General features: G+C 62.4%; 14 protein-coding genes. 2 read left to right on the forward strand and 12 right to left on the reverse strand.

Annotated features, from left to right (window positions below; translation table 11 throughout):
* Window positions 1–113 precede the first annotated feature (113 nt).
* The 6 genes from LQG66_RS17425 to LQG66_RS17450 form a co-directional block, all read right to left on the reverse strand.
* A complete protein-coding gene (locus tag LQG66_RS17425) occupies window positions 114–1,778 on the reverse strand; it encodes an outer membrane protein (RefSeq protein WP_231327417.1) in 1,665 nt (554 codons plus the stop codon).
* 87 nt (window positions 1,779–1,865) lie between these two features.
* The gene (locus LQG66_RS17430) at window positions 1,866–2,060 is read right to left on the reverse strand and encodes a hypothetical protein (protein ID WP_231327418.1); all 195 of its coding nucleotides are present in this window, start codon (window positions 2,058–2,060) and stop codon (window positions 1,866–1,868) included.
* Window positions 2,060–2,269 (reverse strand): hypothetical protein, encoded by a 210-nt coding sequence (locus LQG66_RS17435; RefSeq protein WP_231327419.1) that lies wholly within the window; start codon window positions 2,267–2,269, stop codon window positions 2,060–2,062. The genes LQG66_RS17430 and LQG66_RS17435 overlap by 1 nt, the downstream gene beginning before the upstream one ends.
* Before the next feature lie 790 nt (window positions 2,270–3,059).
* Complete coding sequence (locus LQG66_RS17440; protein ID WP_231327420.1) at window positions 3,060–4,316, reverse strand: tetratricopeptide repeat protein; 1,257 nt, start codon at window positions 4,314–4,316, stop codon at window positions 3,060–3,062.
* A 9-nt stretch (window positions 4,317–4,325) separates the two neighbouring features.
* Window positions 4,326–4,805 (reverse strand): tetratricopeptide repeat protein, encoded by a 480-nt coding sequence (locus LQG66_RS17445; protein WP_231327421.1) that lies wholly within the window; start codon window positions 4,803–4,805, stop codon window positions 4,326–4,328.
* A 507-nt stretch (window positions 4,806–5,312) separates the two neighbouring features.
* Window positions 5,313–5,960 carry a histidine phosphatase family protein gene (locus LQG66_RS17450; RefSeq protein WP_231327422.1) on the reverse strand — a complete coding sequence of 216 codons (648 nt, stop codon included), beginning with the start codon at window positions 5,958–5,960 and terminating at the stop codon, window positions 5,313–5,315.
* Between the two features lie 826 nt (window positions 5,961–6,786).
* Between LQG66_RS17450 and LQG66_RS17455 the strand changes: the two genes are divergently transcribed.
* Window positions 6,787–6,981: a hypothetical protein gene (locus tag LQG66_RS17455; RefSeq protein ID WP_231327423.1), complete on the forward strand. Its 195-nt coding sequence runs from the start codon at window positions 6,787–6,789 to the stop codon at window positions 6,979–6,981.
* Between the two features lie 403 nt (window positions 6,982–7,384).
* On the opposite strand, the gene LQG66_RS17460 is transcribed toward LQG66_RS17455, so the two are convergent.
* From LQG66_RS17460 to LQG66_RS17470, 3 genes are all read right to left on the reverse strand, one after another.
* On the reverse strand, window positions 7,385–7,720 hold the full coding sequence (locus tag LQG66_RS17460; RefSeq protein WP_231327424.1) for an HPF/RaiA family ribosome-associated protein: 336 nt from the start codon (window positions 7,718–7,720) through the stop codon (window positions 7,385–7,387).
* Window positions 7,721–8,579: 859 nt separating this feature from the next.
* Window positions 8,580–9,095 (reverse strand): hypothetical protein, encoded by a 516-nt coding sequence (locus LQG66_RS17465; RefSeq protein WP_231327425.1) that lies wholly within the window; start codon window positions 9,093–9,095, stop codon window positions 8,580–8,582.
* 337 nt (window positions 9,096–9,432) lie between these two features.
* A complete protein-coding gene (locus tag LQG66_RS17470) occupies window positions 9,433–10,206 on the reverse strand; it encodes a response regulator (RefSeq protein ID WP_231327426.1) in 774 nt (257 codons plus the stop codon).
* A gap of 127 nt (window positions 10,207–10,333) precedes the next feature.
* Between LQG66_RS17470 and LQG66_RS17475 the strand changes: the two genes are divergently transcribed.
* On the forward strand, window positions 10,334–10,564 hold the full coding sequence (locus tag LQG66_RS17475; protein WP_231327427.1) for a hypothetical protein: 231 nt from the start codon (window positions 10,334–10,336) through the stop codon (window positions 10,562–10,564).
* On the opposite strand, the gene LQG66_RS17480 is transcribed toward LQG66_RS17475, so the two are convergent.
* The 3 genes from LQG66_RS17480 to LQG66_RS17490 are packed head-to-tail and all read right to left on the reverse strand — an operon-like array spanning window position 10,553 to window position 14,425.
* Window positions 10,553–13,321 carry an ATP-binding protein gene (locus LQG66_RS17480; RefSeq protein ID WP_231327428.1) on the reverse strand — a complete coding sequence of 923 codons (2,769 nt, stop codon included), beginning with the start codon at window positions 13,319–13,321 and terminating at the stop codon, window positions 10,553–10,555. The two genes, LQG66_RS17475 and LQG66_RS17480, sit on opposite strands and share 12 nt — an antisense overlap.
* Window positions 13,322–13,331: 10 nt before the next feature.
* Window positions 13,332–13,997, reverse strand: coding sequence for a helix-turn-helix domain-containing protein (locus LQG66_RS17485; protein ID WP_231327834.1), 666 nt, complete (start codon window positions 13,995–13,997; stop codon window positions 13,332–13,334).
* Between the two features lie 5 nt (window positions 13,998–14,002).
* Window positions 14,003–14,425, reverse strand: coding sequence for a response regulator (locus tag LQG66_RS17490; RefSeq protein WP_231327429.1), 423 nt, complete (start codon window positions 14,423–14,425; stop codon window positions 14,003–14,005).
* Window positions 14,426–14,502 lie beyond the last annotated feature (77 nt).

Raw genomic sequence — 14,502 nt, forward strand, 5'->3', positions numbered from 1 at the left:
CAATCGGATAATTGACCGGATACCGCGCGACAGCCGGCCAAACGAAAAAGGCCGCCTGGATCGACCAGGCGGCCTTGTTGTCCTGCATGACGTGAGCGGGCAGCGCCGCGTTCTCAGCGGCCCCCGCGCGAGAGCATTTCGAACCGGTAGTTGACGCCGACCAGAGCGGTATGGATCTGGGTCTTCTGGCTGACGACGTTCGGTCCTCCGGTCACCGCCGCCGCGCCCGGCACCGTGCCCGTCACCGTGCCGAAATCGGCGTAGTCGTATTCGGCGAAGGCCGACCAGTTGCGCGCGAACATCCATTCGAGGCCGGCGCCGACCGTCCATCCGCTGCGGTTGAAGGCCGCCGAGGCAGATTGACCGGTAGCGTTGTTGACGATGGAGACGCTGGTACGCGTCCACGCCGCACCACCCCTCACATAGGCCAGGATCTCCGGAGTCACGAGATAGCCGGCCCGCAACGTCGCGGTATAGAGGTTCCGCGTCGTCGCATTCAGCGTGAGCTGCGGTCCCACGTTGCTGGACGCGTTGATGACGCCGAGATCGGCCATCGCCTGGATACCCAGGACGAAGCGGTCCATCTGGGTGTCGCAGCCGATCTGCAGGCCGCCGATCACGTCGCTGCCATTGCTGGAGGCCGTCGTCGGCGTCTGCAGCAGCACGGTGGTGGGCAGCGGCGACACGGCGCCGCCGGTGACGGGCGGGGTCTGCTGCGGCGGCTGTCCTCCGCCATTATTGCCCTGGACCGGCGGCGGATTCTGCTGCCCGCCGCCATTGTTGGGCGGCGGCGGATTCTTCGGCGGCCAACCGGGCTTGACCGGCTTCCACGCGTATCCGTCGTGGTCATGCTTGCCGTCGTGCTTCTGCCAATCGTCCTTTTGCCAGTTGTCCTTGTCGTGCTTCTCGTACGCGGTCTGCTTCTGCCAGTCGTAGCCGCCCGGCTTGTCCTTGTCGTCGGAGGGCCGCTTCTCGGGCCAGCCGGTGGCGGCATGTTTGTCGTGCGCGTCCTTCTGATCGGGCTGCAGCCAGGCGTAGCTGTCATACCCGCCCTTCGACGGCTGCTTCGCCCAGCCGTAGCCGCCCTGCCTGCCGTCATCGTCGTCCTGCCGCTTGCCGGCCCAGCCGGTGGCGGCATATTTGCCGTGGTCATCCTTCTGGTCGTGGCGCAACCAGTCGTATCTGTCGGAGTAACCGTTCGAATGCAGTTGCGACCAGCCCTGGCCCGACTTGTCATGCGCTTGCTGCTGCCACGGCCAGTCATGATCGCCGTGCTTGTCGTAGCCACCCTTTGAACCGATCTGCGGCCAACGATGATCGTCATCACGATCGTGCTTCTGGTGGTCGCCGTAGTGCGACCATTTGTGGTCCTTGTCGCCATAATATGGCTTACCCGGATGCCACCAGTCGTGGTCACCGTGATGGCCATAGACAGGGGGCTTGTACGGCGGCTTCCACCCGCCATTGCCGGGCGGGTTGTTGACGGGCGGCTTCGGGGGCGGAGGGTTCGCAACAACAGGTGGGTTGGCGACGGGAGGGTTGGCATTGCCGGCCGGCTGTGCCGGAGCGGCATTGGCGCCCTGATTCCACGTCTGCTGCTGGCGTGACCACGCATAGCCGGCGTTGGCTCCGGCGTGGCAACCGCCCCACCTGTAGGCGACGATATCGGTCGGCGGTGGTGGGCGTAGTGGGGGGAGGGCGAGATCAGTCGCCCAGACCGTTGTCGTACTTCCTGCGAAAGTAGATAGGCAAAGGCACACGCCAAATACGCGACGCATCGAACTCACAACTCCTGAACACGTGCCGCAACAAACGACGGCCGCATCAGGAGGGTCAGAATGTGTCGCGAAATGATTTGAAAAATGTCAGCCGGATGGAATGCGCGTCGCGACGCCTGCGCGATCGAGATTCAGGATTGAGTGTTGCATCAGGGATGCAGTTTTCTGGCGAGAACAAGCAATGCGCCGAACAGCGATCGCTTCATCACCGTCGCCGCGCGCGACGAAAGGCGAGAGAGGAGAGGGAGCGACGTCGCGCCACGCCACGACCGAAAGCCGCATCAGCTCGCATCGTCGACACGGGCGCTGCTGCTGTCGACGAAGACCTTCATCGACATCGGCCAGCAGCGCTGCGCAGTCACCCACGGCTCGCCAGCGACGAACAGCCAGTCAAGGCCACCTCTCGTACCGCGTGCATCTCCGACAATACTCGCGCCTTCGATCCGTGGCACCCGACCGCCGTTCAGGTAGACGCGCTGCATCGCGCGCATGGAGACCGCCGGCACGGCCACCACGACGTAGTCAGCGCGGCCTCCATTGGCGCGCCCCGGTCATTCCTGACATCACCCTCGGGGCCTGGCCCTGCCGACGCCGTCGCACACGCGAGGTGCACGTGCGAGCGCTGCAGATCGCTGCTACCAACTCTCCCCGGCCTAACAACCGCGCGTTTTGCCGTCATCTTGCTGCACATGTGGCGCCACTGTTCAACCAGCGCGGACGAACCGCGACCAAAACCTGTTCGTATCCGGGCAGGAGCCAGAGTTGCGCCGTTCTTTGTCGCATTCGAGGTGGGCGCACCCGCGGCCAGACCCCGGCATACTCCGACCACAGATTTCGTAGAGATGCTGTGAGTAGGGCCGTAACCGGCTGACGAGTGCGGCAACCGGAGTCAAGGTGATGGTGACCTGGAGTTGTCGGGACTGGCGTAGAGGCGAAGGCCCCTCCGCAAGCTGTCGGCGCTGACGACACAGCAGCATGCATGCTTCTGCGTCGTTCCTTGCCTCCGGCGGCAAGCGAGACGCGGACAGCTTGTTCGACCGTTCGTCCCCCTGGATCGATCCGACCTCTACCACGGCCGCGATCGCCGCCTTGCGGCGGATCAGGATCATCATCAACATTCTGCACGACGGTCTGGAGGCACTGGTCAGGCTGCAACCACCGGTCGGATGGCGGGCGGCTCACGGCGAGGCGCGGGGCGCGCGCGGCTCTGCCCGAGGACAATGTGTCGCCACTCCTCGCGGCCCCGATGGCGACGGCAGAACAGCTTCGCCCCGTTGCCGCTCAGGGGGTCCTGCTCCGGAACGACCCGCCGCGACAAGCCGCATTCAGTTCAGTGCGGACCTGCTCGATCACATGGCCGTAGTCGCGACGCTGGTCCTGCCGGAACAGGCGCATGGTCGGATACCAGGGACTGTCGTCGCGATCGAGCAGCCAGCGATAGTCCGGCACGTAGGGCAACAGGATCCAGGTCGGGCGGCCGAGCGCCGCCGAAAGATGCGCAACGCTGGTATCGACCGTGATCACGAGATCGAGGCAGCACACGAGCGCGGCCGTTTCGACGAAATCGGTCAGATGCGCCGTCAGATCGATGACGTCGGTCCGTTCCAGCAGCGCCGGCTTGTCGTCCGCGCGCGGATCCTTCTGCAGGCTGACGAAGATCGCATCGACATCGAGGAGACGAGCCATGGTCCGGAACGGCATCGAACGGGCACGATCTCGCGGATGTCGCGGATTGCCGGACCAGACGAGGCCGGCCCGCGGGCGGTCATGCGGGCCGAGACGCTGGTCCCACGTCGCAACGCGATCGGGCGGCGGAACGGGAAGACAGGACGTTTCGGCCGGTATCGCGGCGAGGCGGGTCCCAAAAGCCAGCGGCAGGCTGGTCAGGGGGCAATGGAAATCATAGGACGGCACCGTCGTTGCCGATTTCGGCAGGCACTGCGCGACGCCGGGAAGGTGAGAGAGAAGCGGGACCAGCTCATCCTGGACGATCAGGATCACGCGCGCGCCGCGTGCCGCCAGCATCGGGACGTAACGCACGAACTGAATGACGTCGCCGAGGCCTTCATCCGGGCAGACCAGAATGGTCTTGCCATCGATGGGTTCGGTTCCTCGCCAGAGCGGTCCGGACAGCTTCGGATAGCCGGCGACGAGAACAGGAATTTTCCAGCGCGCCGCCTCCCGTCCCGCCCAGCCGGCTTCGAAGTCCCCGGTCAGCAACTGAAGCAGTGCCAGATTCCATTCGGCGTGAGCGTCGTTGGCATCCTCGGCCACGGCCCGCCGATATCCGTCCATGGCCTGATCGAAGCGGCCGAGATGTTCGAGCGCGATGGCCTTGTTTTTCACAGCATGCTTGTCACCGAGGGCAGCGGCCTTGTCGTACGAGGACAGCGCATCGTCGTATCGGCCGAGCGCCGAGAGACAGTTCCCCATCTGATTGCAGGTGTCCGCATTCGTCGGATCGCGCAAACGGACACGTTCGAGGTCGCTGAGGGCTTCGGCGTGTCGTCCGAGACTTAGCAGCGCTGCCGCGCGCAAGCCGAGCGTCTAGATATCGTTGGGCTTCAGCGTCTCGCACAGATCGAGGTGGACGCGTGCGTCCTCGAAACGCGCTGCCTGATACAGCAGGATCGCGACCTTGTTCGCAGCGTCCCAGGAACGGGGCTCCAGCTTGAGCGCGTGCTGGAAGCTGAGGATCGCATCGTCATTGCGCCGCAGCTGCGCCGGGACCATTCCGAGATTTCGCCACCGCTCGGCGTTTTCGGGCTCGAGCTCGACGGCCTTTTCGAACGCCTTGAGCGCCTCTGCGCCGCGTCCCTGCTGCAGCAGCACGGTCCCGAGCGTCGTGAGATAGAGCGGCTTCGGATCGCGCCTGATCGCGCCAGCAAGCCATTCGACCGCATGATCGAGCTGTCCGGTGTGGATGCACAGCAACCCCATCAGGTGCAGCGTGTCGGCACGACCAGGGTCGCGCGCCAGGATCTGTTGGCAGCACAGCTGGGCGTCGAGATGTCGGCCGGCACGCATGTGAGCGATGGCGGCGTTATGCAACTGAACCAGCGAGTCGGGTGTGTTTTGAGCGGCCTTATCTCGCTCGACTGCCTTCTGGTCCTTGCGACCACCCATTGCGCCACCTCAAGTTGCCCTGGGATGGAATGGGTATTTGATTCTCCCCTTGAGTGCACCCTCCTCCTCATCCGAGGCCCGGCTGTCGAAGCCGGCTCACCGAATGACATGCGCGCAAGAGCATGACGGAGCAACGAGGCGTACTGTCGTCGCAACCAGGTCAAGACGGCGCATTCACAGCTCGAGTCCGCAAGGTAGGACAAAGCGACCGCCGACAGGCTGCGTACGGTCACTGCGCATCCGGACGACGCAGGCATCGGCCTCGGCCACATCCATCATTGCGAGCGCAGCCGAGCAATTCCACCTCAGGACCAGAAAGAAAGACGGGATCGCGTCGCTCATTTGGTCCGCGCGAAGCACGACCAGATGGCTCGCGATGACGAACCCTGACGAAGAAAACGCCGCCGCTCAGTTCGCTTCCCGGGCCAGCTCGATCCAGGCGTTCGCCTGGATGCGGACGACGAGCTTGTAGCCGCCGTTGCCGTCGGATTCGAAGACCGATGCCTCGCCCTCGCGCACGTCGGACCAGTCGGGCCCGAAGGCGTCAACGATGTTCGGCTTGTGCGACACGATGACGACGTTGCTGCCGGCCGGCGGGCGCTCCGTGGCGAGCCTGCGCAGCGCCTGTGCCCGCCGATTGTTATCGTCCGGAGCGCTCTCCGGCCCGCTCTCAGCGAGGTCGGGGCTGGCGCTGACCTCGCCAAAGCCCAGAAGCTTCCCGGTATCGACGGCCCTCTGGACCGGGCTGGTCAGCACCAGAGCCACGGGTATCCTCAGCTTGCGCATCGACTCTCCAATCGATTTGGCCTGCGCGCGTCCTTCTTCGTTGAGTTGACGCTGCGCCGGGGCATTCGGCCTGCTCATCGAGTCCGCTTTGGCCTGGACCGAAACGGTCGCGCCATGACGAAACACGATGACATACCCGCCCGACCGCAGATGGTCGATCAAGTCGGCCGGCAGCGGCTCGCTGCTGGCCATCGCCGGCAGGAATGTAAGAAGAGCGCACACCAAGGACCCGAGCACCGGAGATAATGGAAACCTTCGAGCGTTGGGCATGAAACCTCTCCTTGAGTTTTCAGATTGCGTAGCTCCGCCGGGATTGAACGTTCCTGGATCGCTGTAGGGGACATCGTTCCGGACTCGCATTGGGAGGCCAAGGCGTCAGCGGTCGCACCGCGACGTACCGTAAACGAGGCCTGACCAGCCATTCCGATGGTGATCATGCCAGCCATGCTCCGACCGTCCGTGTGGGTCGAACGACAAGTTGCTGTCCTGAACGACCTCTTTATCACGTCCGGACGTCCAGCGTCGCGCGTCAATGAAGTCGAAGCCGAGCTGGTTTGCGCCGACCTGAAGTGGCTGATCGCAACAAGAAGTGTTCTGACATTGACGCAGCGCCGATCGCCCGAAACAAGGGAATCAACCACTCTCCGCATCGGGAAGCCTCGCAACGTCCCGGGGGGCGTCGACATCGACGACATCCATCCCTCCTGTCCGACGAAGCACGCCGTTTTCGGCAGCGGCTTGATCGGGTCAACCGATATCACTGGACCGTCCCCAGAACGTCCCCTAATCGGATGACCTCGTTCGCACTCACCGCTGTAGAGCACGAGATCCAGCGACGGCGCGGCGACGATGAGCACGCCGCCCATGCCTGCGCCAACGGCGCCCGGCTGTCGATCAGCGCCAGCCGGCTGCTCTCATAAATAGTCTAAATAGTCGCCTGTGACATGAACGAACTGCCCCGCGCCGGTGACCATCGCGAGCACCGCCGCCGCAAGCGAGAGCGACGACGGCGCGGTCGCCCGCGCGACCGGCCGGAACCTCTTTGGAGTGCCGTGAGTTTGTCCTGGCTGGGGAGCTGACAACCAACGAGGATTCCATGGCGAGAGACGAGCACAACAAGGCAGCCGAGCACCACGACAACGCGGCCAAGGCCCATCGTTCAGCCGCCGAACATCACGGCAAGGGAGACCACGCGAAGGGCAAGGAGCACGCGAGCAGTGCGAAACAGCACTCGCAGACGGCCAACCAGCACAGCGACCAGGCTCATTCGAAGAGCCAGCAGCAGAAGTAACGAGACACGGGAGGCCCGGGGTGATCCCCGGGCCTCTCCGTTTCCGGACGCATTCGGCGGGATAGAGCCGCGGGTGCGGCTCTCCAACAGCCACGTGCCGCGTCTCCCGAACACAACGGACATCGTCCGGCCGTGCGAGCCCATACGCTTTCCGCGATCAGCTGAAACACTCAGTCCTTGCAGCTCGATCGCTCACCCGTGCTGATCGGGCGCATGCTTCGATTGCACCGACCATGCCGCGGGCTTGTCGTCACGATCGGCCTCGGCGACAATGTCCATATACGTGGGGTACGATATTCGATGAGAGCGCGACACCCGTCGAGCTCAGGCGATCCATATCGCATCGCATCCTCCGAGCCATTCCTCCCACATTGAAATCGCGCGGGGCTTGGCCGCAATTCTTCTAGTGACGATCCCGAAGATGATCGGCCACCGCTTCTTTGCCAAAGGCATGGTCGAGCGCTCTCTTCAACTTGTGAATTGCCCCACGAACAGCCTGCTCCATGAAGCTGTCCTGATGCGCAACGACGATGAGTTCGCTGCCGTCACGGTGAACCTCGATGGTGCAATTCTTGTCGTCGCGACTAGTTTTGTGACCGACCGAGTCGCCGAGATGCACATCGATCCGCCTGACCCGATCTTCGTAATGATGAAGCACCGTATGTAGCGACGCTTTCACGTCCTCTGACAGCTGCTCACCGCCATTGATGTTACCGTCGATCCTGACATCGATCAGCATCCGTGTCTCCTCGGTTGAAGCACCGGCCAAACGTCGTATGACGAATTCGGGGTCCTGATCAGTTCCCCGGCACGCTCGTCATCAGAGCTTCAAATTCGAAGCGCTGGAATCGACAATTTGGGAGTGCTCTGCGTTCGCGCCGGCCACAAGCAAAAGCGCGGTGATGGATCCGGCCTTCGGAAACGGACTCCCGACCCGCATCTTTGGCTTTGACGCGAGGCGAAGTGGCTTTTTGAGCTCACCTCGAATTGCAATCGCTGGAGCAGACTGCCAGCGGCAGACGCGCGCGACTGGTCAATATTGCTCAGTCATGCCGGGAAATCATGCGCAACATGTGCACGCACTCGGCTTACGAGCCTGCAGGTGGGATGATGGATTCTCCGATCACGTTTCGGTGCCCCCAAACGGGGGCAGAGGTAGATGGCTTCTTACAACGGCCGCAGGGCTTCTCGCGGTTCGAGACCGTCACCTGCCGGGCCTGCATGAGATTCCATTTCATCGACGGAATGACTGGCGCCATCATTCCTCCGACCTTGTTGGGCCCGGCGAGTTGGACGCCCTAGCTCCAGTCCCCGAAAGCGAATGCGTATCATTGGTGACCCCCGCCAAAAGCCGATATTCGTCAGACCAGCGGCGATAACGGGGGCATATGCGCCGAACCGCCGGAGGCCGGTTCACATGTCATTTAAGCAAGGCGAAGCCAGTCGGATCGGCAATTAGGTGCAGCGTCGAGGTGCAGCGTCAAAAATTCCGTCGCTTACACCTTGGCGGGCGTGTGACGCGCCGTGAGAGCACGATCGCATTTTCAGAAGCGCGCAAATCCGTGCAGGCCGGCCGCGGCATCCAGGGACTGGTCAGGTCATCGAGCTTTGGCATCCGGCGCCGTGGCGATGTCGGCGACAGCCTTCGTGAACCTGCCGTACATGTCGATCCGTCTGCCGGCGAACTCCGTCGCGACACCGAGGAGGTCGAGGGGCGAGCGCATCGAGGCGAAGCTGGCAGCCAAGTCGAGATTGTGCCGCGTCATCTCCATCAACAGTGCCTGGTAGGCCTCGATGCCGGCGGCCGGCCGCCGCGGTCCGTCCGTCTTCGGCGAGGCACCGGCCGTCCTGTCTTCACCCGTCGCAGTGCGCTCGGATTCATTTGATTCTGCCAAAGCTTCGACAGGCGGCGGGACGACGTCGGGCTTCAGCTCGGCGAGTTGAGAAGGGAGCGCTGTCTCGGCATCGAGCTCCAGAGGTGGAACCGGCGGCAGTCTCGTTTCACTCTCCTGGCCGGGGCGTTCCTGCAGCCTCGTTTCGGTCTCCGGAACCACCGGGAGTTCCTCTCCCTCCGAGCTTGCGAGTCCGGCGACCGAGTCGGCGCGCTTCGGCATCAATGCGGGCTTCGCGACGTTAGGTCTCGCGGCGGCCGGCTTATGGGAGCTATTCGACTTACGCTTGCTCATTCGGGGGCTCCTGTGCGGCGTCGCCGGATAGTGGGGCCAGTCCGACCTGATAGCAACCTCGTTGTCGGGCAATTGGTTCCTCGCGACCAGGACGCCGTCCTCCGAGCGACAAGAGTGAGCATCTCGACCGCCGCTGTGGTCGACCACAATATGCACGTGATCCGGGACGCGCATCGATTTCGCGGTACCTGGCGCTCTCTGAGCCGCGTGATCGTCAGAACGAAGCTTGGCGCCATGATGCGCTCGGTCGTGCTCTCACGGCGCGCTACGTAGCGGTCGGGATGTCGATCCTCCCGCCAGGCGTTCGCGTTCCAGCGCCCGGTGCATGGCCTTGATGACGTCGAACTCCTGCCGCCTCAAGATCTCCAGCTCCAGCACGCACGATGAGCTCGTCGAGCGTGCTCGAAAGCGTGGCGTCCGAGCCATCGCCGGCAATTTCCGCGATAGCCGCATCTTCGAGTGCCGCCGCTGCGTTGCTGAGTTCAACGTATCCGTAAATGCCGCCAGCACCTGACAGGCCGTTAGCGATATGTCTTATCTGGTCCAGCATATGTGGCGTCGCAGCCCCCGCCTTCAGCGCATCGCGGCCCTCGAGCAGTAAAGCCAAATCGCGCTGGACGCGGCACAGAAAACCGGCCCTACGATCCTTTAGCGGATGACAGGTCGGCGGCTGCAAGAAGCTGCGCACCGTTGCGGCCAACGTCATCGGATCGAATGGTTTAGCGATCACGCCGACGGCGCCGAGCGCACGGAAGTGATCGATCTCGCGGCTTTGAGCGCGCGCCGTCATGAAGACGACAGGAATCCCCGCGGTCTCTGGATTTTGTTGCAGCCTTCTCAATGTCGCCGGACCGTCCATGACGGGCATCATGACATCGAGAAGGATGATATCTGGGCCCCACTCCTCGGCTGCCGCAAGCGCGTCCGCACCCGATTCGCAGCTTCGATGAAGGAAAGCTGGATCGAGACTGAGCGAAATCTCGACCACCTCGCGTATATCGGGTTCATCATCGACGTGGAGAGTCCGAATATTGGTCATTGAATGCCCCTCTGAACCTATCCTGGCAGGAGCGCCAGACGATCACGAACCTTCTCCGCCAGACGCTCAAGCGGTCCCCTCTCATCGGTAGTGCGGGGTCGACCTGGTCACAGGACACACTCGCGGCATGCGCGGAAAAGATGATGACCGCAATTGCGCTGCCGGTCAGATCGCGACAATCCGGCACGAGATCGAGGCCGGAATTCTCGCCTGGTCCGATGTCGGGCACCACGAGGTGAACATAAACGCTTTTGAGCAAGCACGCGCATTCTCCATGCTGTCGGCGGATATCACCTCCGCCATGGCGCTCAGCTTGCCACCTACCAGATCGAGCACATCGTGGTCGTCATCGAAATGAAGAATTGGCGACCGCGTGGGCCGTCGGTGAGGCCGCGACCAACAGGGTTCGGGTCAAACGTCCGAAGTCGATCGGCTTTTGGAACCACTCCGATATATTCAATCCGGCCGCGCGCGCATCGCTGCGCCCGCGGTCGGGATCGCCAGAGATTACAACGATCGGCGTCACGCTATGGGACGGTTGGGCTCGCATCTGCACGATCAGATCAATGCCGTCGGCGTCACGAAGCTTCAGGTCGATCAGGATCACTGCGTATCGGGTTGCGGCGGTGCGCAGGATCGCCGTCTCGGGCGTGTGGGCAAAATCCACCATGAATCCGACCCGGCGCAGCCGCGCGCGGATCGCCTTCGCGGCGGCGGGATCGTCGTCGCAGACCAGGAGCCGCGGCGGTGACGCCTCCACCTCGACATCGCTTTCGTCGCCGCTGCCGTCCCATGCCGGCAGGTCGACATAAAACACCGTGCCACCGCCGGGCGCATCGTCGAAACCGACATGACCGCCGAGCCGCTCGACGATCTGTTTGACGATGCTGAGGCCGAGCCCGCTCCCTCCCTTGCTCCTCGAATTGGTCCCATCGGCTTGGGCGAACTTCTCGAAAATGTCCAGTCTGAACTCATCCGGAATTCCCGAACCATGGTCGCGTACCGAAACCCGATGGACATCGCCCCGCTTTTCCACATTGACGACCACCTCCGACCCCTTCGGAGAGAATTTGATCGCATTCGAAAGCAGGTTCGTGATGACCTGAGTCAGACGATCCGGATCGGCATTGACTTCGGCGTCGGCCGACCGCGCACCGAGCCGAATCTGTACCCCGTATTCCCGGGCGAAGCCGCGATTATCCTCAATCGCCTGCGCCGCGACCTGCCCTATTCCTACACGACTGAGGTTGAATATCACACGCCCTGACTCGAGCTTCTCGATGTCGAGGATATCATTGATCAGGCGCACCAGCCGCTGGATGTTCTTGTGCGCAATCGAGACCAGACGTGTCGCGGACTCCGGCAGGCTGTCGGACCATTGACCGACCAGCAGACCGAGAGATCCGGCAATCGACGTCAGCGGCGTCCGCAGTTCGTGGCTGACGGTCGCGACAAACTCATCCTTCAGCCGCTCCATGCGCTTGCTGTCGCTGATGTCGACGATCACCGCAAGCACCAGGAGATGCGCACCATCCTGGATCGGATTGAGGCGGACCTCGATGGGAAATTCGGTACCGTCCTTCCGTATTCCTAACAGATCGCAGCCGTCCTCAATCGGACGGGATCCCTTTTGACGCACCGAATTGGAGGGGTGAAGCACATGCTGCGCATGGAGCGGCTCCGGCACCAGAACCTCGGCACTCAGCCCAATGAGCTCTCCGCGCGAGTAGCCAAACTGGTGTTCGATCTCGCTGTTGACCATCATGATGTTGCCGTCGCCGCCGATCATCACCATGCCGTTCGGGCAGGCCTCGACGGCCAGCCTGAACATTTCGTCGGCGAGACTTCGTTCCGCGATGCTCAGCTTGGCGCTGTCACGTTCGTCCGTTCGCTGCTGCAGAAGCTGATGCGCCTGATCGAGGGCCTGCGCCACATTGTCGACTTCGCTGATGCCGGACACCGAAGCCCTGGGCGTATCACCGCGACCCAACGCGAGCGCCGGGATGATGAGATTCCCCACAGCGCGCTCGATACGGGCCGACTCATACGCGGCCAGCATCAATCCAACGAGCAGGATGCCGAGCATGCCGATACCACCGATAAGAAGAATCGCGTTAGGGCGTCGCGAAAATTCGTCGACCGGCACGCTGATCGCGACATGCCATCCCGATATGGCCGACTTGCTAAACCCCACGAATACGAGCGAGCCGTCGGGTCGATAGGTCTCAATCAAACCACGTTGCGACTGATCCGCCGTCGGCGGTCGTGCCGGTGGAAGTCGTCCGATCACCGCCGGGTCACGCGAGTTCGCGACAATGACGTCCGATGAATCGATGACAGTCGCGGCCCACCCCCGCGGCAACGCCAGACGATGCAGCAAATCGTCCAGTCGGGCCGGTGCTACGGCCACACCCAGGGCATATCTGACTTGATTGTCCCGAAACACCGGTACATCGACGGACAGCGCCGGCGATTTTGTGATCGGTCCGATAAAGAGGTCGGAGATAGACGGCTCGCCCGTCTCGAACACCTTTTTCCGGCTCGCAAGATCGGCGTGCTCCGTCGACGCATCTCCAATGGGATTCATCGTATCGACGATTTGCCGGCCGGTCGCGTCTGTGAGCACAAGGCCGTACCCATTGAGTCGCGGAAGGATCGCCTTGGCCTCGCGATTGAAGCCCGCCAAATCGTCGGCCGCGAGCGACGGTGAGCTGGCAAGAACCTGAGCGGCACTTATGATTCCAACCAGATCGCGATCGAGTGCCGAGGCCAGTGTCGTGGCCGATGCGAACATGCTTTGTGACAATTGTTCGCGTTCGCTGTGATAGAGACCGATTGTGAGGAGTATCAGGCCAACGAGGGCGGGTGCAGCCGGGATAAAGACAATTCGGATAAGCCGCGACCGCATTGGACGCGTACGGCCTCCGGATTTGTGAAACGCATCTAGAAGCGGCCACACGAACCCCATCGACGGCCGCCGCTTGCCGATGCGATCGATCACGGTCCCCTCGCCAATATCGCTAGACTCTTCATTGACGAACCGCCGGGATGACTGCTCGCCTAAACCAAGCTCGGTGGTGCAGGCCCTGCTCGCGGCAATCGAGCGCTCCTGCATCCCGCCCCGCCTATCGCCCAGCTTCGGCAGAGCCGCTCGGTGCATTTCCCCGCAGCATCATCATCCGGACAAGCTCCACCGCATTCTTGGCTCCCAGCTTTCGCATGACCTGTGCTCGGTGGCATTCGAATGTGCGGTAACTGATATTCATCAGCTTGGCGCCTTCCTTGTTTGAACAACCCTCGCCAACAAGCCGCAGCACCTGTCGCTCGCGTGGCGTCAGCGGCGTCGCAGCGGAAGGATTGGTTTCGCCCGCCGGGCTATCGGCGCCGAGCGACGATCTGCTGTCTGGAGTGCCCGTCCTCGACCACCACGCGATCGCATCGCGAGCGACCGGAATTGCTTCTTCTTTGGGGATCGGCGCCTCGAAACAGTCCCCCATATGATGGATAAGGTTACAAATCCTCTCGGCTTCGCGGAAGGCGTTATCAATGAGCCGCTTCAACCATTCACTTTCACGGTCCGAGACGCAGATTCGTTCTCTGTTTTCGTGAATGACCCCAATGTAAAGCATCAAAGCCGTCATGGGCCCGTTGAGCTTGTGCACCATCGCGGCACCGACCTCACTGGAAGTCCGCGCGCGTACAGAGGAGAGATTCCCAATGCCGAAATCGTCCGACAATCCCGTGGTACCCTCGGGCCCCTGGATCAGCCGCAGGGCCGCCGGCTTTTCCATCTGCGTCAAGATCGAGGTCCTTCGGCAAGACACGGCGAACACAGAGTCGACTCAACTGCCTCGATCAATTGAACAGCCTGAAATGGCTTTGGCATGCATAATGTGGCGCCGCGCTGCTTTGCCAGGCCGAGGTAGTCCACAGACTCCGTCGAGCTTCGGAGTCGAAAGCCCGACATGACAATAATTGGGATCAGCGAGCTGCGCCTGATGTGCTCGATAACGTCAAGTCCGTTCAGCCCGGGCATGAAAATATCGAGCATCACCACGTCAAAAATCGATTGCTGCAGCGCGCGAATGCCGGCGTAGGCGCGCGAAGCAATTGCCGTCTCGCAGTGACGACCTGCCAGTATGGCCTGGATCGCGGTGCTGACGCTGCAATCATCGTCGATGACGAGGACACGCGTGAGTGGTCTCGCAGGCTTGCGCATCTCAATGCCAACATGAAGTAACGGGCTACCCACTGGTCTGCCTGCTTTCGTTGCTCACATGAATCTGCCGTTACGCC

Source organism: Bradyrhizobium ontarionense, from assembly GCF_021088345.1.
Taxonomy (GTDB): Bacteria; Pseudomonadota; Alphaproteobacteria; order Rhizobiales; family Xanthobacteraceae; genus Bradyrhizobium; species Bradyrhizobium ontarionense.

Bases quoted from the DNA above. Each gene is read 5' to 3' on its own strand.
- LQG66_RS17425 (WP_231327417.1), bottom strand. From the start codon at position 1,778: ATGCGTCGCGTATTTGGCGTGTGCCTTTGCCTATCTACTTTCGCAGGA.
- LQG66_RS17430 (WP_231327418.1), bottom strand. From the start codon at position 2,060: ATGCGGCTTTCGGTCGTGGCGTGGCGCGACGTCGCTCCCTCTCCTCTC.
- LQG66_RS17435 (WP_231327419.1), bottom strand. From the start codon at position 2,269: ATGCGCGCGATGCAGCGCGTCTACCTGAACGGCGGTCGGGTGCCACGG.
- LQG66_RS17445 (WP_231327421.1), bottom strand. From the start codon at position 4,805: ATGCGTGCCGGCCGACATCTCGACGCCCAGCTGTGCTGCCAACAGATC.
- LQG66_RS17450 (WP_231327422.1), bottom strand. From the start codon at position 5,960: ATGCCCAACGCTCGAAGGTTTCCATTATCTCCGGTGCTCGGGTCCTTG.
- LQG66_RS17455 (WP_231327423.1), top strand. From the start codon at position 6,787: ATGGCGAGAGACGAGCACAACAAGGCAGCCGAGCACCACGACAACGCG.
- LQG66_RS17460 (WP_231327424.1), bottom strand. From the start codon at position 7,720: ATGCTGATCGATGTCAGGATCGACGGTAACATCAATGGCGGTGAGCAG.
- LQG66_RS17465 (WP_231327425.1), bottom strand. From the start codon at position 9,095: ATGCCGAAGCGCGCCGACTCGGTCGCCGGACTCGCAAGCTCGGAGGGA.
- LQG66_RS17470 (WP_231327426.1), bottom strand. From the start codon at position 10,206: ATGACCAATATTCGGACTCTCCACGTCGATGATGAACCCGATATACGC.
- LQG66_RS17475 (WP_231327427.1), top strand. From the start codon at position 10,334: ATGCGCGGAAAAGATGATGACCGCAATTGCGCTGCCGGTCAGATCGCG.
- LQG66_RS17480 (WP_231327428.1), bottom strand. From the start codon at position 13,321: ATGCAGGAGCGCTCGATTGCCGCGAGCAGGGCCTGCACCACCGAGCTT.
- LQG66_RS17485 (WP_231327834.1), bottom strand. From the start codon at position 13,997: ATGGAAAAGCCGGCGGCCCTGCGGCTGATCCAGGGGCCCGAGGGTACC.
- LQG66_RS17490 (WP_231327429.1), bottom strand. From the start codon at position 14,425: ATGCGCAAGCCTGCGAGACCACTCACGCGTGTCCTCGTCATCGACGAT.